Genomic DNA, 22,563 nt, shown 5'->3' on the forward strand with positions numbered 1-22,563 from the left:
ATCATAATTAATACGCATGAAGAGACAAAAGAAAAGAGGTTAACCTCTTCACGGGTATCTCCACCGCGAGGCTATGCTATGCCTGTAGGACGCCTGTTTTATTGATTTACCTCAGTGATTGATTCATTAGGACTGTGTTTAAAAAGTGTCGAAAAAAAGTACATAAAAAAAGCCGCTGATTATCAGCGGCTTTCGTCAGGCAGAAAAAAACGAAAGAATTAGCGTTTTTTACCCATCGCGGCGGCCAGTGCATCGGCCATCGCATTATTCCCTGCAGGTGCTGCATTCCGGCCTGCCGGTTTGCTGTACGCAGGACGTTTTTGCGCATCGCGGTTATTGCCTGCTGCCGGTGCGGAGGAGCGACGCGCCGGGGCTTCGCCCGGTTGTTCGTCCAGGCGCATGGTCAGGGCAATACGTTTGCGTTGCAAATCGACTTCCATCACTTTGACTTTCACGATATCGCCGGCTTTCACTACGGTGTGCGGATCTTCGACAAATTTGTTCGCCAGAGAAGAAATGTGCACCAGTCCGTCCTGATGAACGCCGATATCCACGAACGCACCGAAGTTGGTGACGTTAGTAACCGAGCCTTCGAGGATCATGCCCGGCATCAGGTCATTCATGGTTTCCACGCCATCGGCAAAGGTCGCGGTTTTGAACTCAGGACGCGGATCGTGCCCCGGTTTTTCCAGCTCTTTGATGATGTCGGTAACGGTCGGCACACCGAATTTGTCGTCGGTGAATTCACTGGCTTTCAGGCCGCGCAGCGCGTTGGAATCGCCCATCAGCTCTTTCAGCGCCAGCTGTGAGGCGGCCAGAATACGTTCGACGACCGGATAGGTTTCAGGGTGAACCGTTGAGGCATCGAGCGGGTTATCGCCATGGTTGATACGCAGGAAGCCCGCGCACTGTTCAAAGGCTTTCGGCCCCAGACGGCTCACTTTTAGCAGCTGTTCGCGGTTGCGGAACTGCCCGTTTTCGTCGCGCCAGTTAACGATATTCTGCGCCATCATGCGGGTCAGGCCTGCAACGCGGGTCAGCAGCGGAACCGATGCGGTGTTCAGATCTACCCCCACGGCGTTCACGCAGTCTTCGACGACCGTATCGAGTTTCTTCGCCAGCAAACTCTGGCTGACGTCATGCTGGTACTGACCGACACCGATAGATTTCGGGTCGATTTTCACCAGCTCAGCCAGCGGATCTTGTAAACGGCGGGCAATGGAGACCGCACCGCGAATCGACACGTCCAGATCCGGGAATTCCAGTGCGGCCAGTTCGGAAGCGGAATAGACGGACGCGCCTGCCTCGCTGACGATCACTTTCTGCGCAATCACTTTCGGGAATTGTTTTTGCAGATCAAGGAAGAAGCGTTCGGTCTCGCGTGAAGCGGTACCGTTGCCGATCGCCACCAGTTCAACATTATGTTTGATGCACAGCGCGGCAACCTGCTGCGCCGCTTTCGCCGCCTGACCGGTATGGGGATAAACCGTATCGATATCCACCAGTTTGCCAGTGTTATCCACAACGGCGACTTTTACGCCGGTACGCAGACCTGGATCAAGGCCCATAGTGGCGCGCATTCCGGCTGGTGCAGCCATCAGTAAATCATGCATGTTGCGGGCGAAAACGTTAATCGCTTCGTCTTCGGCGCGTTCACGTACGGTGCCCATCAGCTCGGTTTCGAGGTGCAGCAGCACTTTGATGCGCCACGTCCAGTTCACCACCGCACGACGCCAGACGTCGGCCGGTGCGTTGTTCAGACGCAGGCCCAGATGATCGATAATCAGCTGTTCGGCGTAGCTTTCTTTTGGCGGTTCATCGTGTTGCGGATCGGCATTCAGCGCCAGTTGTAAGATGCCTTCGTTGCGGCCGCGGAACATCGCCAGCGCACGGTGAGAAGGCACCTGAGATATCGGTTCATGATGATCGAAATAATCGCGGAATTTCGCGCCTTCCTGCTCTTTACCGTCGACCATTCGGGAAGTCAGATGCGCATTTTTCCACAGGTAATCGCGGACTTTCGCCAGCAGCGATGCATCTTCGGCGAAGCGTTCCATCAGAATGTAGCGTGCGCCATCGAGCGCCGCTTTGGTATCGGTGACGCCTTTTTCGGCATCGACAAATTTAGCGGCAGTGGTTTCCGGCTCGTTCTGCGGTTCATTCCACAGCAGATCGGCCAGTGGCTCAAGGCCCGCTTCAATCGCAATCTGCCCGCGCGTACGGCGTTTGGGTTTAAACGGCAGATAAAGGTCTTCCAGCTCGGTTTTGCTCAGCGTGGTGTTGATCGCTTTAGCCAGATCGTCGCTCAGTTTGCCCTGTTCTTCGATGGATTTCAGGATGGTCTGGCGGCGGTCTTCCAGCTCACGCAGATACCCCAGACGTGTGTCTAACTGACGCAACTGGGTATCGTCCAACCCACCGGTGACTTCCTTACGATACCGCGCAATAAAGGGCACGGTATTACCTTCATCCAGCAGACGCACCACGGAAGCAACCTGCTCCGGGCGAACCTGCAATTCACTTGCGATAATGCGGCTCAGTTGATCATTCATAGGTCGGGTATCAGTTTTTTCGTTAGTGAGTGACGTAAATACAGGGCACCGTTATACGATTTGAAGGCTGAAAATGCCAGCCGTCGGGACGATGTGCCTCACGTTTTGGGCGTTATCTGATTATTTGCCGTAGTCAATTTCATTGACATACCACGTCGCATCGCCGACCGGCGTGGTGACCACCAGGCTGTCGCCGACTTCCTTTTTCAGCAGCGCACGCGCCATCGGGGAGTCGATAGAAATGTAGTCTTTGCGGCCAAAGATTTCGTCATAACCGACGATGCGGAAGCGCTTGATGTCGCCATCGTCGTTTTCCACTTCCACCCACGCACCAAAGAACACTTTCCCGTCCTGTTGCGGTGAATAATCGACGATGCGCAGCTGTTCCATGCATTTGGTGAGATAGCGGATACGGCGGTCGATCTCGCGCAGGCGCTTTTTGTTGTACTGGTAATCGGCGTTTTCACTGCGGTCGCCCAGGCTGGCGGCCCAGGTCACCTTTTTGGTGACTTCCGGACGCTCTTCGCGCCACAGAAAATCCAGCTCAGCTTTGAGCTTGTCGTAGCCTTCGCGGGTAATCAGTTTGGTCTTCATATCCTCTGCCACCGTCCTTAAAATTCTTTCGCCATTGTTTCACACAATTGCGTTGCTGGCAGCGCAGAAATTGGTCGAAAAAACGGTCTGGCTGCTACGCTTTATCTGATGGCTTTTTCGTCGGATAGTTATTATCCTTCGCCGCGCTTCTTGCGAATATTATCTTCAGTAAAAACTTTCGCAATATTCTGAATTTAAAAATATTTTTCTTAAATATCACTTCAGATTATGGGTCATAGGGATTAGGGGTACAGCTACAAATGGATTTACTCAGATTCTTACTTCGTTTGCCTTTTACACTGATAAAAGGCGTCCTCCGCGCGCTGGCTTTTATTTTAGGCCTGCTCGGGCGCGTCATTAAACCTGTGGTCGGCAATATCGACTGGCGTGCGCCAGTCTGGTGGACGGCAATGTCCGGCTGGCTGAAGCGCGGATTTACGCGCATGGAAGACGGCGTCGATAAACACCCGAAAGCCATCAGCCTGACGATTCTGGTGCTGCTGTGCGCGGCCGGTGCGGGAATTTACGGCTGGCACTGGTGGTTAAACCGTCCGCAGCCGATCGAACCGGCACCGATGGTGTATCAGGAAACCAGCGTGCGGGTCAGTAACCCGGAAGCGATTAATTATGCTGCGCAAAAAATTGCGCCTCAGCAGGCCATATTTAATTTTAGAAATTCTGCTGCGCCGCTGACAGATGTCGGCAAAGTGGTCGAAAAAGGCATTTCGCTGAAACCGGCAACCGAAGGCGAATGGAAATGGGTCAGCGGTTATACGCTGGTCTTCACGCCAAAAAATCCGCTGCCCATGGGCACAAAATACGAAGTGAGTTTTACACCTGACGTATTGCTCGCGCCGCAAATCAAACTGGCGTCCACGCGTTATGAATTCACCGCGCCTGCCTTCGATTATCAGTCCGGGACCGCCGAGTATTATCAGGACCCGCAGGATCCGCAAAAACGCAGCGCGATTTTCAACGTCAAATTCAATGCGCCGGTGGATGTGGCCAGTTTTGAGAAACAAATCTCTCTGGGCCTGAGCGAAGGGAAAGCCAAAACGGAATCCAAACTCAATTATTCCGTGGTCTACGACCAGAAAAAACTCAATGCCTGGGTGCATTCCGAACCGCTGAAATCGCTTGACCACGGCGGCTCTGTACACATGATGATAGGCGAGGGCGTGAAGGCGTCGGTGGCATCAAATGCAACCACGCAGGCGCGTAACGTCTGGGTTTCCGTGCCAACGCTTTACAGCCTGACAGTGAGTGACGCCAGCGCGCAGGTGGTCGATGCCGACGGCGCAAAAGGTCAGCGTGCGTTGATCATCGGGTTTAGCGATGCGGTGAAAGACAAAGATATCCGCCGCGCCGTGAAAGTCTGGTTGTTACCACAGCACGATCCGAACGATTCAGACGCTGCAACCGGCCCGGATGATTACGCCAGCTGGAATGTGGACAGCGTCGAAAATAACGTGCTGGAACAATCCACGCCGCTGAATATTCAGCTGAACGAAGCCGAAAGCGACTATCAGCCGCAGTTCAGTTTCCGCTTCGATGCGCCCGCGCACCGCGCCATGCTGGTGGAGATCGACAATGTGCTGACGTCTTCCGGCGGCTATAAAATGCCGGAAAAAGTCTACCGCATTGTTGAAGTCCCGGATTATCCAAAGTCTCTGCAATTTATGTCGCAGGGTTCGCTGTTGTCGGTGAACGGTGACAAACAAATCAGCGTGGCCGCGCGTAACGTGCCGGGAATGCGTCTGGACATCAAACGCGTAATCCCAAGCCAGCTGCAACACATCGTGTCATTTAAAAGCCGTGAATATTCGTCTGCGGAATTTAACCGTCTGAATGATGAGTATTTTACCGAGCATTTCAAATATCAGACGGCGGTGAATAACGACAAACCGGGTGAAGTGAATTATCAGGGCGTCGATCTTTCCCGTTATCTGTCCACTGATCCGAGTTCGCATCGCGGCGTATTCCTGCTGACGCTGTCGGAATGGGATCCGAAGAAGAAAGAAGAAAAACCGGCAACCGATGACGACGGTTATCAGTATCAGGATGACGAACAGAACGGAGACGAAGCGCCGGTCGGCGATTCCCGCTTTGTGGTGGTCACCGATCTGGGGATTATTGCCAAGCGTTCACAGGATAAAACCCGCGACGTATTTGTGCAGTCGATTCACAGCGGTACCCCGGTCAGCAACGCCAAAGTCTCGGTTATCGCGAAAAACGGCGTCACGCTGCTGACGCAAACCACCGGCGCTGACGGGCATGTGCGTTTCCCTGCGCTGGATGTTTACACCAGCGAGCGGCAACCGGTGATGTTCCTGGTCGAAAAAGAGGGCGATGTTTCGTTCCTGCCTGCCGACCGGAATAATGACCGCGGCCTCGACTTCTCGCGGTTCGACGTGGATGGCGAAGAAACCCCGAACGACCCGCGCACGCTGAGCAGTTATCTGTTCTCCGATCGCGGCGTTTATCGTCCGGGCGATACCTTCAATATCGGTCTGATCACCCGCGCAGCCGACTGGAGCATGGGTTTAGCCGGTGTGCCGGTGCGCGCTGAAATCCATGACCCGCGCGACAAGCTGATGAGCACTCTTCCGCTGACGCTCGGTGCCAGTGGTTTCAACGAACTGAGCTATACCACCGACGACAATTCGCCGACCGGTGAATGGAACGTATATCTGTATCTGATCGGCAAAGACAACGAATCTTCCGTGCTGCTGGGCCACACCTCAGTCAACGTGAAAGAGTTCGAGCCGGATCAGCTGAAAGTGAAACTGCAACTGACGCCGGAGCGTAAGCAAGGCTGGGTGAAACCGACGGAATTGCAGGCCAATATCGACGTGCAAAATCTGTTTGGTACGCCAGCGCAGGATCGCCGCGTGACGTCGAAACTGACGCTGCGTCCGATGTATCCGAGCTTCGACGCGTTCCCGGACTATGCGTTCTACGAGAATCGCCAGAACAGTGACGGCTTTGAAACCAATCTGGAAGACCGCACGACCGATGAGAAAGGTACGGCGAATATTCCGCTGGATCTGAAATCGTATGCCGATGCGACCTATCAGCTGCAACTGCTGTCAGAAGCTTTTGTGGCCGGTGGCGGGCGTTCAGTTTCTGCGACCGCACGGGTTCTGGTCTCGCCGTACGACTATCTGATTGGCGTGAAACCGGACGGGGATTTGGGGTACATCAACCGCGGTGCAGTGCGTCACCTGAACGTGATTGCCGTTGATCCGACCTTGAAACAGATTGCCCTGCCAGCGCTGAAAGTGGCGCTGATTGAACAGAAATACATTTCGGTTCTGACCAAGCAGGATTCCGGCGTTTATAAATATCAGTCGAAAATGAAGGAAGTACAGCTTTCGGAACAACCGCTTTCGCTCACCGCGCAGGGTAATGAGCTTACGCTGACGACTGATAAGCCGGGGGATTTCGTGCTGGTGGTGGAAGACGCGCAGGGCAAAGTGCTTAACCGCATCGCGTACACCGTCGCGGGCAACGCCAACCTCAGCCGTTCGCTGGATCGTAACGCCGAGCTGAAACTGAAACTCAATCAGGCGGAATATCAGCCGGGTGAGGAAATCGAGGTATCCATCAACGCGCCTTATACCGGCAGCGGGCTGATCACCATCGAGAAAGATAAAGTCTACAGCTGGCAGTGGTTCCACACGGATACCACCAGTTCGGTACAGAAAATCCGCGTGCCTGCCGGAATGGAAGGTAACGGCTACATCAACGTGCAGTTTGTGCGTGATGTGAATTCCAATGAAATCTTTATGAGCCCGCTGAGTTACGGCGTGATGCCGTTTAAAATCAGCACCAAAGCGCGCCAGAACTATCTGGAAGTGGATGCGCCGGAAGTCATTAAGCCGGGCGAAAACCTGGCGATGACCGTCATGACCGATGGCCCGCAGCAGGTTGCGCTGTTTGCCGTGGACGAAGGTATTTTGCAGGTGGCCCGTTATCGCCTGAAAGATCCGCTGGAGTATTTCTTCCGCAAGCGTGAGTTGGGCGTGGAAAGTTCACAAATCCTCGACCTGATCTTGCCGGAGTTCAGCAAGCTGATGCAACTGGCGGCTGCACCGGGCGGTGACGGCGGTGAAGGGCTGGATCTGAACGTCAATCCGTTCAAGCGTAAACGCGACAAACCGGTGGCGTACTGGTCAGGCATTACTGAAGTGAACGGCGAGAAGCAGTTTGATTATCAGGTGCCGGATTACTTCAATGGCAAAATACGCGTGATGGCGATTTCCGTCACACCGGACAAAATCGGCAAAGCGCAGACCTCGGCGACCGTGCGCGATAACTTCATCATGACGCCAAACGTGCCCGCAATGGTCGCGCCGGGCGATGAGTTCGATGTCAGCGTCGGCGTGAGCAATAACCTCCAAGGGCTGAACGGCAAGAGCGTGGCCATCGCCGTGCATCTGGCGGTGCCGCCGCAGCTGGAGGTGGTTGGTAAAGCGGATCAGAACCTGTCTCTGGCTGAAAAACGTGAAGGTCTGATTAATTTCCGTCTGCGTGCCAAAGCCGTGCCGGGCGATGCACCGCTGGTCTTTGAAGCAATGTATGCCGATAAAACCAGCCGTCGCACCATCAGCACATCGGTGCGCCCGGCCATGCCGTTCCGCACGCAGTCAGTGATGGGGCGCATGAGCGGCAGCAGTCAGACGGTCGATAATCTGCGTCAGATGTTTGATGCCTATGCGGTGCGCAAAGCTGCGGTTTCCAACTCACCGCTGGTGCTGACCAACGGGCTTTCACAGTATCTGGCGGATTATCCGTATTACTGTTCTGAGCAGATTGTCAGCCGTTCGATTCCGATGATCCTTGAAGGTCAGCATCCGGAAATGAAAGGTTCGCTGAGTCAGGCGGAGACTAGCAAAAAACTGAAAGATATGCTGGCGATCCTGCGTTCACGTCAGAACGACAATGGCGCGATTGGCCTGTGGCGTTCGTCGCCGCAAACCGATCCGTTCGTCACGCCTTACGTGGTGCAATATCTGCTGGAAGCCAAAGCCGCCGGCGTTGCGTTACCGGCCGGTATGCTCGATGAAGCCAACGCGGCACTGCGCGAGCTGGCGGCCAACCAGAGTGATGATTTGTATACCCTTCGTCTGCGTGCGTGGGCGGTGTATCTGCTAACGCGTCAGGGCGAAATCACCACCAGTTCGCTGGCGTCGGTGCAGGACACGTTGCAGCAACGCTATCCGGGCACCTGGAAAACCGATCTCAGCGCGCTGTATCTGGCATCGTCCTACCGCATGCTGAAAATGGATGATGAAGCCAATACCCTGTTGCAGCCAACGTGGAAGCAGCTGAGTAAGGCGTATGACAAAGCCTGGTGGACACAAAGTTACTTTGACCCGCTGGTTCAGGACGCGACGCGTTTGTATCTCATCACGCGCCACTTCCCGGAAAAAGTGTCTGCCATTCCGCCGCAGGTGCTGGAAAACATGGTCAAATCGCTGAAAGAGGAGCGCTATACCACCTATTCTTCGGCAATGAGCATTCTGGCGCTGGAAAGCTATTCCGCACAGGTCGCGGCGCAGGCAACGGCACCGGACGCGCTGAAAATCACGCAGATCAGCAAAACCAAAAATGTTGAACCACAGCTGATTTCCAGCGTACAGGGACTGTTTGCAAAAGCCAATTTCACCGCCGATGCGAAGGCATTGCGCGTGGAGAATGGTAACGACGCACCAGCGTGGTACGTGGTGACGCAGGCCGGTTTTGACCTCGCCGCGCCGAAGAAAGCCATTTCGCGCGGGCTGGAAATTACCCGTGATTACACCGATGAACAGGGTAAACCGGTCACGCAAATTACGCTGGGGCAGAAAATTAACGTTCACCTGAAAATCCGCGCCAATTCGAAAGAAGGGCAGGATAATCTGGCGATTGTCGATTTACTGCCGGGCGGATTTGAAGTGGTACAGCAAACGGCACCGGAACCGGAATCTGACAGCAGCGATGAAAACAGCGATGCAGAGGCTTCCGCATCCTGGCAGTCACCGCTGGCAGCCTCCGGCTCGACGTGGGCGCCAGATTACAGCGACATTCGCGAAGACCGCGTGGTGATTTACGGCAGCGCCAGCAGCGATGTGCAGGAGTTTGTGTATCAGATCAAAGCCACGAACACCGGCAGTTTCATCATCCCGCCGGCCTATGGCGAAGCGATGTATGACCGCGAAGTTCAGGCGCTGTCCGTCAGTGATCAAAAACTGGTGGTCGTCCCGGCCGACGAACCGGCTGTTGCTAAAAAATAATAGACCGCAGACTACGCCCCGCTGTTTTAGCGGGGCGTAACTGACGCTGAGTAGCAAGATGAACACCTTTCCTCTTTTTTTCAAAACAGCCAAACGCCTTCTGCAAAATATCGCCATGGCGTTTTTTTTACTGTTGCTGCTGCTTCTGGCGTGCCGTCTCTGGCCCCATCCGCCGCTTTCTCAGGGGCAACCTTTTTCATCCGTCTATTATGACCGGCAGGGTACGCTGATGCGCATCACGCTGGCGAATGACGATCGTTATCGGGTGTGGACACCGCTAGAACAGGTTTCGCCGCTGGCGATAAAAGGCTTGCTGCTGCACGAAGATCGCTGGTTTTACGTCAATCCGGGTTTCAATCCGTTTAGCCTGATGCGGGGGTTCTGGCGCAGCTATGTGGCGGGCGGAAAAATGCAGGGTGGATCGACTATCACCATGCAGCTGGCGCGGATGCACTGGCATCTCAACACCCGCACGCCGACGGGAAAAATCATGCAGGTTTTACGCGCTGTCCAGCTGGAGCTGAGTTATTCCAAACACGATATTCTCGAAGCCTATCTGAACTACGCGCCCTATGGCCGCAATATTGAAAGTATCGGCGCGGCCAGCCTGATTTACTTTAACAAAGCCCCGAAAGACCTGACGCTGCCGGAAGCGCTGACACTGGCCGTTTTGCCGCAATCTCCCAGTTACCGCATCGACGCCAAAACCGGCGTGCTGGGGACTGCACTGACGCAGGCGCGTAACCGGCTGTTTGGCCGCTGGCAGGCACATTACGCGACCGACAGCAGTCAGATTTCATTGTTCAAACTGCCGCTGGCGCTGCGTCAGCCGGAGCAGATGCCGTACATTGCGCCGCATTTTATCGAGCAGCTTCGCCAGCAAAATCAGCAACTGGTTAAGACCGATAACCGCGTAGACACCACGCTGGACGCCGGTTTGCAGCGGTTGATTGAGCGGCAGGTCAACGCTTTTATCACGCGCAATGAAAGCCGAGGGATCCATAATGCCGCCGCACTGCTGGTGGATACCCGCGACATGGGCGTGCGGACGCTGGTGGGATCGGCGGATTATTACAACCGCGGTATTCAGGGGCAGGTAAACGGCACGAACGCCAAACGTTCGCCGGGCTCGGCGCTTAAACCTTTTATTTACGCGCTGGGAATGGAGCAGGGCGTGTTGCATCCGATGACCATCCTGAAAGATGTGCCTTCAGCATTCGGGGCCTATGCGCCGGAGAACTTTGACCGCCGTTTTCTCGGGCCGGTGACGGCGACCGACGCCCTGAACTTCAGCCGCAATATTCCGGCGGTGTTCGTCGCTTCACAACTGCGGCAGCCAACGTTCTACCAGTTTCTGCGGCTGTCCGGCATCGCGGATATGTCGAGCGAAAACCACTATGGTCTCTCGCTGGTGCTGGGCGGTGGTGAAGTGACGATGCAGGAACTGGCAAAACTGTATGCGCTGCTGGCGAACCGTGGCGTGTTGCAACCGCTGCGGATGCAAAAGAGCGATCCGGCTGTCACGACGCCGGTCAGATTGCTCAGTGAGGAGGCCAGCTTTATGACGCTGGACATGTTGCGTCAGCATCGTCGCCCCGGTGATACGCTGGCTCAGCAACCTTCCTCGTTACCGGTTTACTGGAAAACCGGTACCTCGTGGGGGTTCCGTGATGCCTGGAGCGTGGGGATTTTCGGCCCTTACGTTCTGGTGGTCTGGGAAGGTAATTTCGACAGTAAAGGCAACAACGTGTTTGTGGGCGCTGAAGCCGCTGCACCGCTGTTCTTCAATATCATCGACAGCATTAATGCGAGTTATCCCGCTTTGCAGGAACCCCGGCACCCGTTCCCGAAACAACTAAAACGGGTTGATATCTGCCTCGCCAGCGGAGATTTACCGACGCCGTGGTGCCAGCAAAAAGGCAAAACCTGGTTTATTCCCGGCAAATCACCCATCAAGGTCGATACGGTTTACCGCCCGGTCAGGCTGGATAAGCTGACGGGTGAAGTCGCGTGCCCGCCTTATGAAGAAAACGAAACCCGCACGGAAGTGTTCGAGTTCTGGCCGTCAGATCTGGCCAATGTGTTCGCTCAGGCGGGGCTGCCAAAGCGCAAACCACCGGTGAACCACTGTAAAGATGAGGGCGTGGAGGTCAGCGGAAATCCGCCGCGCATTACGTCTCCACTCAAAAACACGGTCTACACCCTGCGGCAATCGCAGCAAGGGCGCGACAGGATTTCGTTCAACGCGGTGACGGATGCGGACAGCAAAACGGTCTACTGGTTTGTCGATGATATTTACCTCGGCAGTTCCGCCAGTAAATCGGCCATCGACTGGCGGCCCATCAATAACGGGCAATATCGAATCCGCGCCGTCGATGATCATGGCCGCGCCGACAGCCGGTTAATCAGTATTGAAATTTTGAATTAAGAGGAAGAATCAGGCCGCAAAGCCGCTGCCTGATTTTATTATCGGATATCGACTTTCAGCGTCGCCGTCGCTTCGAATTCGCCGGTATCGAGTTCGCCACCGACGAGGTTTATTGGCACTGCGGTGAGCGATACTTTCCCCAATCCGTTCTGGTTCATGGGTAAAACACCTTGTGCAAAAGGAATGTAGGTTCCGCCAGTATCCTGTAAGACAATCCCTATATCAGCTTTGTTATCGGAAGGGCGGCGGCGTGCAACCAGGTAATATTGATTTTCAACGTCCTGCCCCTCCAGAATCATTTCTAATTTATCGTTGTTGGGGATGACCGGAAGCCCGCTTTTTGTGCAGTCATATTTGATATCAAAGGTTACCGGCCGGTAGCCGTCCGGTGGCGTATTTATCTTAGTGAAACGGCTGGCCTGAATTGTGCCGAAGTAAACGGAGATAATTTCCCCCTGATTGATCTCACAGTTTTGTGGCACCGTAATTGTTCCGCTGAGATATACAATTGCAACGGGTGATCCCAGGGGAGGCGCAGTGGTGTTTACCGTTGCGGAAGAGGCATAAATCCGGGCAATTTCAGTGCGTGGGAGGGTGAGTTCGCCGATAAAAGGCGTTGTAATATAAAAGTCTGCTTTGCCCTGCGAACCCGTGGTCAGATTATCTTGTGTGCTCTGTTGAGCACAAATTCCTGTGTTTTCCTTGTCCCAGTGATGCGTCCCGTCACTGACCGCCCTGCCCGTAGGAACGGTAACGTTGCCATTTTTAGGAATGGCGATCTGAGTCATCACGTCGAGATGATCATTGATTTTGAAATAGTTAGTGGCATGTCCGGCAGGAAGTGAAGTTTGTAAACTGTACATTATCAGCACACCATTCGCACCTGATGCATCTGTCGCCGAACAGTTACAGGTTATTTGATAGCTTTGCTGGCTGCTGTTTAATGCTTCGGTGAAGAGACTGCCCCGCGAATTCTCATCGCCGCGCAGGTCACGAAAAAGGGAACTTTCATAAGCCGCCGCGCTGCCATTTTGCGGTTCGCAGGTGGCAGAACCCGCAAATGCAGGCAATACAGAGAACCCTGAAGTGCCCACTATCAGTGCAAACAACGCGTTAATTTTGTGGTTCATGTTTTATCCTTAAATGCATGAGGCCGTGACGGATTGCACCGAAGACGCAACGGGTTTCAAATTTATGCTGGCTTTACACTGCTGGTTTGCCGCGATCCCCCACTTCACGTGCAACCCCACCTGTTCGTCCGTTTGTATCCCGGAGAGGTACAGGATGCCGCCATCATCGACAATATTTTCCAGCGACTGATCTTCACTGACCGCGACGGCACCGAAAGGCACCGTTGTGCCGTTATTGCGTACCAGTTTGATTAAGGCACGCGCGCCTCTTCGTGCGTCGAAATGTGCGACGACCATTGCGCCTTTGTTGGGAATGACAAGTTCTGACGTATTGGTCACATCCACTTCATCAGGCAGGGTTGTTGTGTCGAGAACGATATGGTTTTCGTTATAAGACGTGAGATAAGGGACGACAGCGTAACCCCGCCAGTCGGTCCGAAGACCAGGCAGATTTTGTATTCTTGCCCCGCTCGCCCCGTTGGCATCAATCAGGGCAAATGAATCGCCCAGAGGTTGGGAGAGCGTGACGCCATGACCGTGAGCGACAACGCCTCCGGCAAGGCCATAACTGATTTGCTGCGAATCGTTGTCGTAATAATAACCGGCGTTCAGCGTGCCGTAGGATGAGCGGTAGGACGTATTCATATTGCTGCTGTCGCTTGCGCCCTGAGCGGTGTGACTCTGCTGAAGCGAATAGCTGAGACGATGATCGTCCAGAGCCGTTCCGCTTAGCCCGACTTGCTGACGCGTGTCGCCGTCTTTATCGTGCGTTACGTTATAGGTCGCCCAGCTTTGTGGCAGCCAGCGGCTTAACGGTATGCGAATATTCAGCGCTATCTGCTGATCATTATCTTCTCCGTCAAGCTGGCTGTAGGAATAGGACAGGTTGTAGCTGATTCCATAAAGCGTAGAGTTCATTCCGAGGGAAATATTTTTCTCTTTATTGCTATCACGCCAGTAGTCCTGCTGGTAGGCCGATGCGTACACACTTGCCCCTTCCCAAAGCGCCTGATTAATACTGACCTGATATTTACTGCGTTTATGACCCGTTTGCGTTGCATTCTCCTGGGACTGATTTGCTTCATCAAAATCGTAGAATCCGCGGGTGGAATAGCGATAACTGGCCAGTGAGAAATTGGTATCCGTCGTCTCAATGTTTTTTGAATATTGAATACGATAAGACTGGCCGCTGTTGCTCTGATTGTTGTCCAGCGTGGTTTGAGCTTGCGTGATATCCACAGAAACGGACCCCAGCGACAGCAAGCTGAATCCGATGCCAGCCATCCCGGAAAGATAATCGGGTGATATTAATGTCCCTGCATAGGTGGTGATTTCGTTTGAGACACCGTAAATCACCGTGCTTTGCACAAAATTCGGTTCTTTATCACCGCTGTTGTTTGAACGATAGCGCCCTGCGGTGCCACTGTATTTCAGGCGTCCCGGGCGTTGCATCACGGGCACGGATGAAAAGGGCTGATTAAACCTGCGTTCGGTGCCGTCGGCTTCTTTAATGGTGACTTCCAGATCGCCGCTGTAAGAAGACGGGTAAAGGTCGTTAATTTCAAATGCACCCGGCGCGACATAGCTTTGATAAATAATATATCCATCCTGACGGATGGTGACTTCAGCGTTTGAGTTGGCAATCCCCCGGATCGTCGGTGCAAAACCCCGCTGACTGTCTGGCAGCATATTGTCATCGGAAGCGAGCTGAAACCCGGTGAATTGCAGGCTGGGGAACAGATCGCCGGGCGTGGAGCTTTCGCCGATCAGAAACTGGGATTTAAGGCTTTTGATATCACGCTGAGCATAAGTGGAAATCGCATCCCAGCTTTGCTGACCGTCACTATTGCTGTAAGTGCTGTAATTTCGAAAACGCCATGGCCCCAGATTTAATCCGTTTTGCATATTCAGGTATTGGCTGGAATCATCGCTGCCATTCTTATTTTTTCGCTGCGCCCCCGAAAAGGCATAGTTAGAAAACAGAACGGGAACGCCATCGTCCCATCTTTTGGGGTCGACATACCCGTTGGCTTTCTGATCCATTGCGGCCTGAGGGATGCTGATATCAAGGCGCATCCGGTTAAAATCGAATTTAGCGGCTGCCGCAGGAATGTAATGCGCCAGAGAATCCAGAGGGGCATCATGCTGATGATTGGCCAGAGCAGGAAAAGCGTCGACCCTGACATGGATTGCGCGAAGCAAATCAGGTGTGATCTGCGGTAACAACGAACCATCGGGCTTCTGGTCGTAACGAATCTCCTGCTGGAGTACCCTATCAAGATTTACGTAAATAGCAGTATCGTAAATACCCGCCGCCTGAGCCTGATCGCTTTTGGCAAAAATCGAGAGATCAACGTTATCAGTCGGTTGCCCGTTATGTTCGAGTAACTGCGGATCGAAATAGATTTCTTCCGCCCGTGCAATATCAATAAACAGCGCCGTCATCGGGAAAGCGCAACTCAAGACCAGTGTGAAGATATGACGCTGCAGGCTGAGGTCATTTCCCGGATTTTTTGCTTTCGGAGAGCTATCCATGGTCATTTTCACTGAGTTCCCTGAAGAGATTTTGATGCGATTAAATTGCCGAATGAACCGTAATGGGATCAGAGGTTTCTCTTTTCGGGGATTGAGTCACCGCCGTAATCATTGATTGCACTCCACTCAACGGTATTGCCCGTGATGTTCCCAGGGAGTTTCACGTTGATTTGGCTGCCGGGTGCAATCATCTCAGTGTCTTTGAGCAAGATATTGCCCACCGTCAGATAACTGAACACAACGTAATAAGATGACGGGTTAGTGATCTTGAGTTGGTCGTGAGTTCGCGAAAACGTCAGCAGTTTATAGGCCTCGTAAGCTTTACCCTGTAAGTTTTTGGGCCGATAAAAAAGCTTTATTCTGGTCTTAATGACTAATCTTAACTCGTTAATATCATTTTCTGGTGTGGACGGGATCGCGCGAACATTAATATAAAATATCGATTCTTTATCTTGCGGTAATTCTCCTCCGGTATATGCAATGCGCAGATTGTTTTCATCATTTGCATTTAGCCTAAAAAGCGGAGGGGTAACAACGAACGGGCCGCGTGTTTTACCATCGGAATTTTCAATCCAGGACTGAATCAAAAAAGGTTTACTTTCTGATTTATTGCTAAGAGGTAATGAAGCTTCTTTTTTATTTGCCTCGTAAATGACTCGGGTGCGACCGACAAGAATTCCTCCACCATAGCTCATCTGAATAGAAAGGAAGAAAAAAATAATAAATTTAATGAGATGGATGATTGTATTTCGCATGAACTTATTCGTCCCGATAATGAGTATGCCTTATTTTTTATAATGAAGCCGACAGGCTCGCAGTATGAGCCTGTCGGCTTCAAATCAGATCAACGATAATCAAGAGTGACATTGACACTCGCATCGGCCGGACCCGCTGTGATGTCATTTGGCACTTTGAATGATTGATAATTTGCTATGAGATTCACATTCATAGTTGCTGTGTTGATGTCATAGGTGACTGTCGGTAAAGTATTAAGCAGCATGATGTTATTTGTTTGTGCATCCAAAATTTGAATGCCTACACCATCCGCCATCGTATCGCCAAAGCTATTGCCTAATTTCACGAGGTTGGGATGGGTTGCGTCAACAGCTTCCGCTTCCATCCAAATACGGAAATGTGGAATAGGGTCCCCCACTTTTTGTGCTACGGGGCAGTTAGCCAATGGCAGAGTGAAAGGGATATTGGGAGAGGTATCGCCAATTTCGCGGAATTGAGCCGCTGAATAGGTACCTAACTGAACATCAACATCATTTCCTCCGTTAATGATGCATGCCGTTTTAACAATAGCGCCAGAAAAATTAATTCTGCCATCAATCGCATGACTATTTCCGGCGAATGCCAGAAGCAACCCACTGATCATAAGCTTGTATGTCGTTTTCATTGTTGCATCCATTCTGAAATAAAACGTTGAAAGTTGTTTCGCGGAAATTATCAGGGAATACATAAAGTCCCCGAGGAAAATATTCTACCAAGTGTTTTATGTATTGGATAGTAGGTGCCTGTTGGTTGGATTGTTTGAATATTTGATTTTTATTGATTATATTCATATGAGTGATCAATGCAGGGTTTTTAATTCAATTTATTGATCATTTATTATTGCTATCATCATGATGTCTCTTTTTTCTAAAGAAACGACTGATGCATTATATTTAATTGAGTGATTTAATGAGATTCCAATGGTTGGAAAGGAAATAAAAGTCAATTTAAACGCATTTAAAGCGATGTTTAGCGATTGTTTTATGAATGCCCCTTTTCATTTAAATGCCGTTTATTATTTGATACAGAAACCGCGTCGTGTGTTTTTCAGCCAGGAGGGGAAGTCGGCAAATGCGCAATCCTTGCGCCTTTGCCGGGAAAACCCGTCACGGAAGGCAGAAGATTGCTCTGATATTGTTGATAAATTAGGAAAACCATATCCATTGTTACAATTTCGTCTAGAATATATACCAATAAACGCTGTCTGTTTTGATTGATATTTCTAACAATACAAGCTTCAGGCATTCACGCCTTTGGGAGATTTACATGCAAGAAAATCACAAGATTCTGGTGGTCGATGACGACATGCGCCTGCGCGCACTTTTGGAACGTTATCTGACTGAACAGGGCTTCCAGGTGCGTAGCGTTGCCAATGCTGAACAGATGGACCGTTTGCTGACCCGTGAGTCATTTCATCTGATGGTTCTGGATTTAATGTTGCCTGGCGAAGATGGTTTATCTATTTGCCGCCGCCTGCGAAGCCAAAGTAACCCGATGCCGATCATTATGGTCACGGCTAAAGGCGAAGAAGTTGACCGCATCGTGGGCCTGGAAATTGGTGCCGACGACTATATTCCTAAACCGTTTAATCCGCGTGAATTGCTGGCCCGTATCCGTGCGGTGCTGCGTCGTCAGGCGAATGAACTGCCGGGTGCGCCTTCTCAGGAAGAAGCCGTGATTTCCTTCGGTAAGTTCAAACTTAACCTCGGCACCCGCGAAATGTTCCGTGAAGATGAGCCTATGCCGCTGACCAGCGGTGAATTTGCCGTGCTTAAAGCGCTGGTGAGCCATCCACGTGAGCCGCTGTCCCGTGACAAACTGATGAATCTGGCACGTGGTCGCGAATACAGTGCGATGGAGCGCTCTATTGATGTGCAGATTTCCCGTCTGCGTCGCATGGTAGAAGAAGATCCGGCGCATCCGCGTTATATCCAGACCGTCTGGGGTCTGGGCTACGTATTTGTGCCGGACGGCAGTAAGGCATGAGACGAATACGCTTTTCACCGCGTAGCTCGTTTGCCCGAACACTGTTATTAATCGTCACCTTGCTGTTCGTCAGCCTGGTGACGACCTATCTGGTGGTGCTGAACTTCGCCATTCTGCCAAGTTTGCAGCAGTTCAATAAAGTCCTGGCATATGAAGTCCGTATGCTGATGACTGACCGGTTGCAACTGGAAGATGGCACGTTGCTGGCCGTGCCACCTGCGTTTCGTCGCGAGATTTACCGCGAACTGGGCATTTCGCTTTACACCAACTCTGCGGCTGAGGAGAGTGGTCTGCGCTGGGCGCAGCACTATGAATTCCTGAGTCAGCAGATGGCGCAACAACTCGGTGGCCCAACGGATGTGCGCGTTGAGGTCAATAAAAATACCCCGGTTGTATGGCTGAAAACCTGGTTGTCGCCTGACATCTGGGTACGCGTTCCTCTTACCGAAATCCATCAGGGCGATTTCTCGCCGCTGTTCCGCTATACACTGGCGATTATGTTGCTGGCCATTGGTGGCGCGTGGCTGTTTATCCGCATCCAGAACCGACCCCTTGTCGAACTGGAGCATGCGGCTTTGCAGGTCGGGAAAGGCATTATTCCGCCGCCATTGCGGGAATACGGTGCTTCCGAAGTGCGTTCCGTGACGCGTGCCTTTAACCAGATGGCTGCCGGTGTGAAGTTGCTGGCTGATGACCGCACGCTGCTGATGGCCGGTGTAAGCCATGACCTGCGTACGCCGCTGACGCGTATCCGCTTAGCGACAGAAATGATGAGTGATGGTGACGGTTATCTCGCCGAGTCGATAAATAAAGATATCGAAGAGTGCAACGCCATTATCGAACAGTTTATTGATTATTTGCGCACCGGGCAGGAGATGCCGACGGAGATCACCGATCTCAACGGTATTTTGGGTGAAGTGATTGCCACCGAAAGCGGCTACGAACGTGAAATTGATTCCGATCTGGCCGACGGTGAATTGCTGGTGAATGCGCATCCGTTGTCCATCAAACGCGCCGTAGTGAATATGGTGGTGAACGCCGCCCGTTACGGGAATGGCTGGATCAAAGTCAGCAGCGGACGTGAACTGCAGCGCGCGTGGTTCCAGGTAGAAGATGACGGCCCGGGGATTGAGCCGGACCAGCTCAAACATCTGTTCCAGCCGTTCGTGCGTGGCGAAAGTGCCCGTACTACCAGCGGAACCGGCCTGGGACTGGCGATAGTGCAGCGTATTATTGATGCACATTCCGGAGCGCTGGATATCGGCCGCAGTGACCGCGGTGGATTGAGGATTAGGGCGTATCTGCCATTACCGGTGGAGATGATGCAGAAAACCGCTGCAGTAGCGGGTGCTTAGCGATGGGCTGCGAGAAATTGTGATGTGAAGGTTTCGGTTTTTCACTTGCAGTGATCGCTTAACGCGCTGCGCCGAAACCGACAAGAGAGGGCCAGGACGGCCCCTCTCTTGACTCTCCGCATCTTTTTACAACCCGCGCTGTCGCTGGGTCGATGGACGTGTTCTGGTACTTCTGCTGGTGGCGCAAATTCTGGCACTTCGTGCTCCCTTCACTCGGTCTTCGAGCCTTGGGTCTCGAAACCGAGTAAGGGAACCGCGCAGCGGCAAGATTTCGCGGCGATAGGCGCCTCTTGAGGCCGGTGTGGGTGGCAACCCACGACCTTGACCTTAAGGCCAGTTTGGGAGCCAGCCCAAGTTATTAGCGGGATAAAACGCCCGCTAAAGTTTTAGCTCTTCCGACTCATCACATAATACTCCGCTGCTTCCTCCCGCCATCTTGGTGTCTCCGTCACATCCCACGGATTAACCAGCGTAATGCCGGTATGCGCAAACCTGTCACCGTGGTCTGTCGCGAGGCTGGCCTGATGTTGCAGGCAAATTGCCGCCAGTTGCGTTTCGCGTTCAGTCATCGCCACGTTTGCCTGTTTTGATAAAACCGATACACGCGGGTAATGCAGCGCGCTGGCGGCGTCAAAGGGCAACAGGCGACCGGCAAAATCCTGATTCAGCATGGCGAGCAGCGCTTTGGCGAGCGCGGTTTTCGGGGCGTCTTCGGGTAAATTTTCCACCCAGATAAAGAGTTCGGCGACCGTGAGACTGCTCAGATATAGCTGCGCGGCATCCTGCGTATCCAGCCACTGGAGAACGGCCTTCTGTGGTTTGGGGCTGATCATCTCAAGGATGATGGCGGTATTGAGAATAATCATTTGGGTGGCAGCTCCAGCGGGCTGGTGTTCAAAGCGGCAAAACGCTGGCGGAGCTGGCTGCCGAGGCCAAAATCAGGGGGCGTGCTGGTCAGTGCCTGCTTCAGAATTAAACGCGCCTCCTCTTCCATTGAATGGCCTTTTTTGGCGGCAGCGATGCGCAGCAATTCCTTCACTTCGTCATCCAGATTGCGGACAGTCAGGGTAGCCATGTGAAATTCCTGTGAGAGCAGTGGAAGCATTGCGTTCATTCTGGAATGTGGCCGGAAGGGATGCAATAAAAAAGGCGCGGAAGCCCGCGCCTGAGAAAGCAGAGATTATAGCTTAACGGTGCGGGCCTGCGTTCACCAGCGCGGCGCCTGCCGGAGTGTCCGTATATTTATCAAAGTTATCGATAAACAGCTGGGCCAGATGTTCGGCTTTTTCCTGCCACTGCTCGCGACTGCCGTAAGTATTACGCGGATCCAGAATATGGCCGTCGACGCCCGGCAGTTCGGTTGGCACTGCCAGATTGAACAACGGCAGCGTGAAGGTTTCGGCGTTGTCGATAGTCCCGTTCAGAATCGCATCGATGATGGCGCGGGTGTTTTTCAGGGAAATACGTTTACCCGTGCCGTTCCAGCCAGTATTAACCAGATAGGCCTGTGCGCCCGCCGCTTCCATGCGTTTTACCAACACTTCAGAATATTGCGTCGGATGCAGCATCAGGAACGCAGCACCAAAGCAGGCAGAAAACGTCGGCGTTGGTTCATTGACGCCACGCTCTGTGCCCGCCAGTTTCGCCGTAAAGCCGGAGAGGAAATGGTATTGCGTCTGGGATGCGGTCAGCCGCGAAACGGGCGGTAATACGCCAAACGCATCAGCTGTCAGGAAAATGACTTTACTGGCGTGCCCGGCTTTGGACACTGGTTTCACAATATTCTGTATGTGATAGAGCGGGTAGGAAACCCGGGTATTCTCGGTTTTGCTGTTGTCATCAAAATCGATTTTACCGTCAGCGCTGACCACCACGTTTTCCAGAAGCGCATCACGTTTGATTGCACCAAAGATTTCCGGCTCCGCTTCCTTGCTCAGCTTGATGGTTTTGGCGTAGCAGCCACCTTCAAAGTTGAAGACGCCGTCGTCGTCCCAGCCATGTTCGTCATCACCGATAAGTTTACGTTTAGGATCGGTGGATAACGTGGTCTTACCTGTGCCGGAAAGGCCAAAAAACACGGCCACATCGCCTTTTTCACCCACGTTGGCAGAGCAGTGCATCGACGCGATCCCGTGCAAAGGCAGCAGGTAGTTCATGACGGCAAACATGCCTTTCTTCATTTCGCCGCCGTACCAGGATCCGCCGATAAGCTGGATGCGTTCGGTCAGGTTGAAAGCGATGAAGTTTTCGGAGTTCAGGCCCTGTTTCTGCCAGTTCGGATTGGTGCATTTCGCGCCATTCATCACGATAAAGTCAGGCTCGAAACCTTCCAGTTCGCTATCCGTCGGACGGATAAACATGTTTTTGACGAAATGCGCCTGCCAGGCAACTTCCGTAATGAAGCGGACTTTCAGACGGGAATTGGCGTTCGCGCCGCAGAATGCGTCGACGATAAACAGGCGTTTGCCTGAAAGCTGATGGCTGACCAGCGATTTCAGTGAAGCCCAGATTTCCGGAGAAAGCGGTTTGTTATCGTTCTTCCCTTTGCCCTGATCGGCCCACCACAGCGTATCGCGGGTGGTGTCATCACGGACAATGTATTTATCTTTCGGAGAGCGGCCGGTGAAGATGCCGGTATCAACATTCACTGCGCCCAGCTCTGTCACCTGCCCGCGCTCAAAACCCTCCAGACCGGGTGCAGTCTCTTCTTTAAACAGAAGATCGTAATCAGGGTTATAGACGATTTCGCTATTCTGATGGATCCCGTAACGGGTGAGTGTTTCGGCGGTGACTCCGAGAGTTGTAGGCATTTCCCTGCTCCTTGAACTGAAATTTGAATCCCCTACGTCAGAATCGGTAGGGATAAACTCATTATAATTGTAGGTATTTATCGATTTTTAACCGCGATAGGAATCAAAGAATAACGGGGGA

The 22,563-nt window shown here is 52.7% G+C and carries 14 protein-coding genes; 5 read left to right on the top strand and 9 right to left on the bottom strand.

Going from position 1 to position 22,563, the window contains the following annotated elements; genetic code table 11:
• Window positions 1-218: 218 nt before the first annotated feature.
• Together ACLBVC_RS12675 and greB are read right to left on the bottom strand one after the other, a co-directional pair.
• Window positions 219-2,552: a Tex family protein gene (locus tag ACLBVC_RS12675; RefSeq protein ID WP_410149887.1), complete on the bottom strand. Its 2,334-nt coding sequence runs from the start codon at window positions 2,550-2,552 to the stop codon at window positions 219-221.
• Window positions 2,553-2,672: 120 nt separating this feature from the next.
• Window positions 2,673-3,146, bottom strand: a complete 474-nt coding sequence (greB, locus tag ACLBVC_RS12680) for a transcription elongation factor GreB (RefSeq protein ID WP_410149888.1) — start codon at window positions 3,144-3,146, stop codon at window positions 2,673-2,675.
• A gap of 260 nt (window positions 3,147-3,406) precedes the next feature.
• Between greB and ACLBVC_RS12685 the strand changes: the two genes are divergently transcribed.
• Both ACLBVC_RS12685 and pbpC read left to right on the top strand, forming a co-directional pair.
• Window positions 3,407-9,424 (top strand): alpha-2-macroglobulin family protein, encoded by a 6,018-nt coding sequence (locus ACLBVC_RS12685; protein ID WP_458351914.1) that lies wholly within the window; start codon window positions 3,407-3,409, stop codon window positions 9,422-9,424.
• A 58-nt stretch (window positions 9,425-9,482) separates the two neighbouring features.
• Window positions 9,483-11,852: a penicillin-binding protein 1C gene (gene pbpC, locus ACLBVC_RS12690; RefSeq protein WP_410149889.1), complete on the top strand. Its 2,370-nt coding sequence runs from the start codon at window positions 9,483-9,485 to the stop codon at window positions 11,850-11,852.
• Window positions 11,853-11,890: 38 nt separating this feature from the next.
• Here the strand turns inward: pbpC and ACLBVC_RS12695 are convergent, their stop codons facing one another.
• The 4 genes from ACLBVC_RS12695 to ACLBVC_RS12710 all read right to left on the bottom strand — a co-directional run bounded on the left by ACLBVC_RS12695 (window position 11,891) and on the right by ACLBVC_RS12710 (window position 16,916).
• Complete coding sequence (locus tag ACLBVC_RS12695; protein WP_410149890.1) at window positions 11,891-12,982, bottom strand: fimbrial protein; 1,092 nt, start codon at window positions 12,980-12,982, stop codon at window positions 11,891-11,893.
• A gap of 9 nt (window positions 12,983-12,991) precedes the next feature.
• Window positions 12,992-15,427 (bottom strand): fimbria/pilus outer membrane usher protein, encoded by a 2,436-nt coding sequence (locus ACLBVC_RS12700; RefSeq protein WP_410149942.1) that lies wholly within the window; start codon window positions 15,425-15,427, stop codon window positions 12,992-12,994.
• A gap of 158 nt (window positions 15,428-15,585) precedes the next feature.
• Window positions 15,586-16,272 (bottom strand): fimbrial biogenesis chaperone, encoded by a 687-nt coding sequence (locus ACLBVC_RS12705; protein ID WP_410149891.1) that lies wholly within the window; start codon window positions 16,270-16,272, stop codon window positions 15,586-15,588.
• An 89-nt stretch (window positions 16,273-16,361) separates the two neighbouring features.
• Window positions 16,362-16,916 carry a fimbrial protein gene (locus tag ACLBVC_RS12710; RefSeq protein WP_410149892.1) on the bottom strand — a complete coding sequence of 185 codons (555 nt, stop codon included), beginning with the start codon at window positions 16,914-16,916 and terminating at the stop codon, window positions 16,362-16,364.
• 295 nt (window positions 16,917-17,211) lie between these two features.
• On the opposite strand from ACLBVC_RS12710, the gene ACLBVC_RS12715 reads away from it, so the two are divergent.
• From ACLBVC_RS12715 to envZ, 3 genes are read left to right on the top strand one after another with little or no spacing between them, the layout of a single operon-like run.
• Complete coding sequence (locus ACLBVC_RS12715) at window positions 17,212-17,508, top strand: hypothetical protein (protein ID WP_410149893.1); 297 nt, start codon at window positions 17,212-17,214, stop codon at window positions 17,506-17,508.
• 49 nt (window positions 17,509-17,557) lie between these two features.
• The gene (ompR, locus tag ACLBVC_RS12720) at window positions 17,558-18,277 is read left to right on the top strand and encodes an osmolarity response regulator transcription factor OmpR (RefSeq protein WP_009635740.1); all 720 of its coding nucleotides are present in this window, start codon (window positions 17,558-17,560) and stop codon (window positions 18,275-18,277) included.
• Window positions 18,274-19,632, top strand: a complete 1,359-nt coding sequence (envZ, locus tag ACLBVC_RS12725; protein WP_410149894.1) for a two-component system sensor histidine kinase EnvZ — start codon at window positions 18,274-18,276, stop codon at window positions 19,630-19,632. Before ompR ends, envZ begins: the two co-directional genes overlap by 4 nt.
• 386 nt (window positions 19,633-20,018) lie before the next feature.
• Here the strand turns inward: envZ and ACLBVC_RS12730 are convergent, their stop codons facing one another.
• The 3 genes from ACLBVC_RS12730 to pckA all read right to left on the bottom strand — a co-directional run bounded on the left by ACLBVC_RS12730 (window position 20,019) and on the right by pckA (window position 22,442).
• A complete protein-coding gene (locus ACLBVC_RS12730; RefSeq protein ID WP_410149895.1) occupies window positions 20,019-20,498 on the bottom strand; it encodes a PIN domain-containing protein in 480 nt (159 codons plus the stop codon).
• Entirely contained in the window at window positions 20,495-20,707 is a 213-nt protein-coding gene (locus ACLBVC_RS12735) for a FitA-like ribbon-helix-helix domain-containing protein (protein ID WP_410149896.1), read from the bottom strand. Before ACLBVC_RS12735 ends, ACLBVC_RS12730 begins: the two co-directional genes overlap by 4 nt.
• Before the next feature lie 112 nt (window positions 20,708-20,819).
• Window positions 20,820-22,442: a phosphoenolpyruvate carboxykinase (ATP) gene (gene pckA / locus ACLBVC_RS12740; protein ID WP_410149897.1), complete on the bottom strand. Its 1,623-nt coding sequence runs from the start codon at window positions 22,440-22,442 to the stop codon at window positions 20,820-20,822.
• Window positions 22,443-22,563 lie beyond the last annotated feature (121 nt).

This window comes from Rahnella selenatireducens, from assembly GCF_046449555.1.
Classification (GTDB): Bacteria; Pseudomonadota; Gammaproteobacteria; order Enterobacterales; family Enterobacteriaceae; genus Rahnella; species Rahnella selenatireducens.

Excerpts from the sequence above, each read along its gene's own strand:
- ACLBVC_RS12730 (WP_410149895.1), bottom strand. The coding sequence starts at position 20,498 with ATGATTATTCTCAATACCGCCATCATCCTTGAGATGATCAGCCCCAAA.
- pbpC (WP_410149889.1), top strand. The coding sequence starts at position 9,483 with ATGAACACCTTTCCTCTTTTTTTCAAAACAGCCAAACGCCTTCTGCAA.
- ACLBVC_RS12715 (WP_410149893.1), top strand. The coding sequence starts at position 17,212 with ATGGTTGGAAAGGAAATAAAAGTCAATTTAAACGCATTTAAAGCGATG.
- ompR (WP_009635740.1), top strand. The coding sequence starts at position 17,558 with ATGCAAGAAAATCACAAGATTCTGGTGGTCGATGACGACATGCGCCTG.
- pckA (WP_410149897.1), bottom strand. The coding sequence starts at position 22,442 with ATGCCTACAACTCTCGGAGTCACCGCCGAAACACTCACCCGTTACGGG.
- ACLBVC_RS12685 (WP_458351914.1), top strand. The coding sequence starts at position 3,407 with ATGGATTTACTCAGATTCTTACTTCGTTTGCCTTTTACACTGATAAAA.
- ACLBVC_RS12675 (WP_410149887.1), bottom strand. The coding sequence starts at position 2,552 with ATGAATGATCAACTGAGCCGCATTATCGCAAGTGAATTGCAGGTTCGC.
- ACLBVC_RS12710 (WP_410149892.1), bottom strand. The coding sequence starts at position 16,916 with ATGAAAACGACATACAAGCTTATGATCAGTGGGTTGCTTCTGGCATTC.
- greB (WP_410149888.1), bottom strand. The coding sequence starts at position 3,146 with ATGAAGACCAAACTGATTACCCGCGAAGGCTACGACAAGCTCAAAGCT.
- envZ (WP_410149894.1), top strand. The coding sequence starts at position 18,274 with ATGAGACGAATACGCTTTTCACCGCGTAGCTCGTTTGCCCGAACACTG.
- ACLBVC_RS12700 (WP_410149942.1), bottom strand. The coding sequence starts at position 15,427 with ATGACGGCGCTGTTTATTGATATTGCACGGGCGGAAGAAATCTATTTC.
- ACLBVC_RS12705 (WP_410149891.1), bottom strand. The coding sequence starts at position 16,272 with ATGCGAAATACAATCATCCATCTCATTAAATTTATTATTTTTTTCTTC.
- ACLBVC_RS12735 (WP_410149896.1), bottom strand. The coding sequence starts at position 20,707 with ATGGCTACCCTGACTGTCCGCAATCTGGATGACGAAGTGAAGGAATTG.
- ACLBVC_RS12695 (WP_410149890.1), bottom strand. The coding sequence starts at position 12,982 with ATGAACCACAAAATTAACGCGTTGTTTGCACTGATAGTGGGCACTTCA.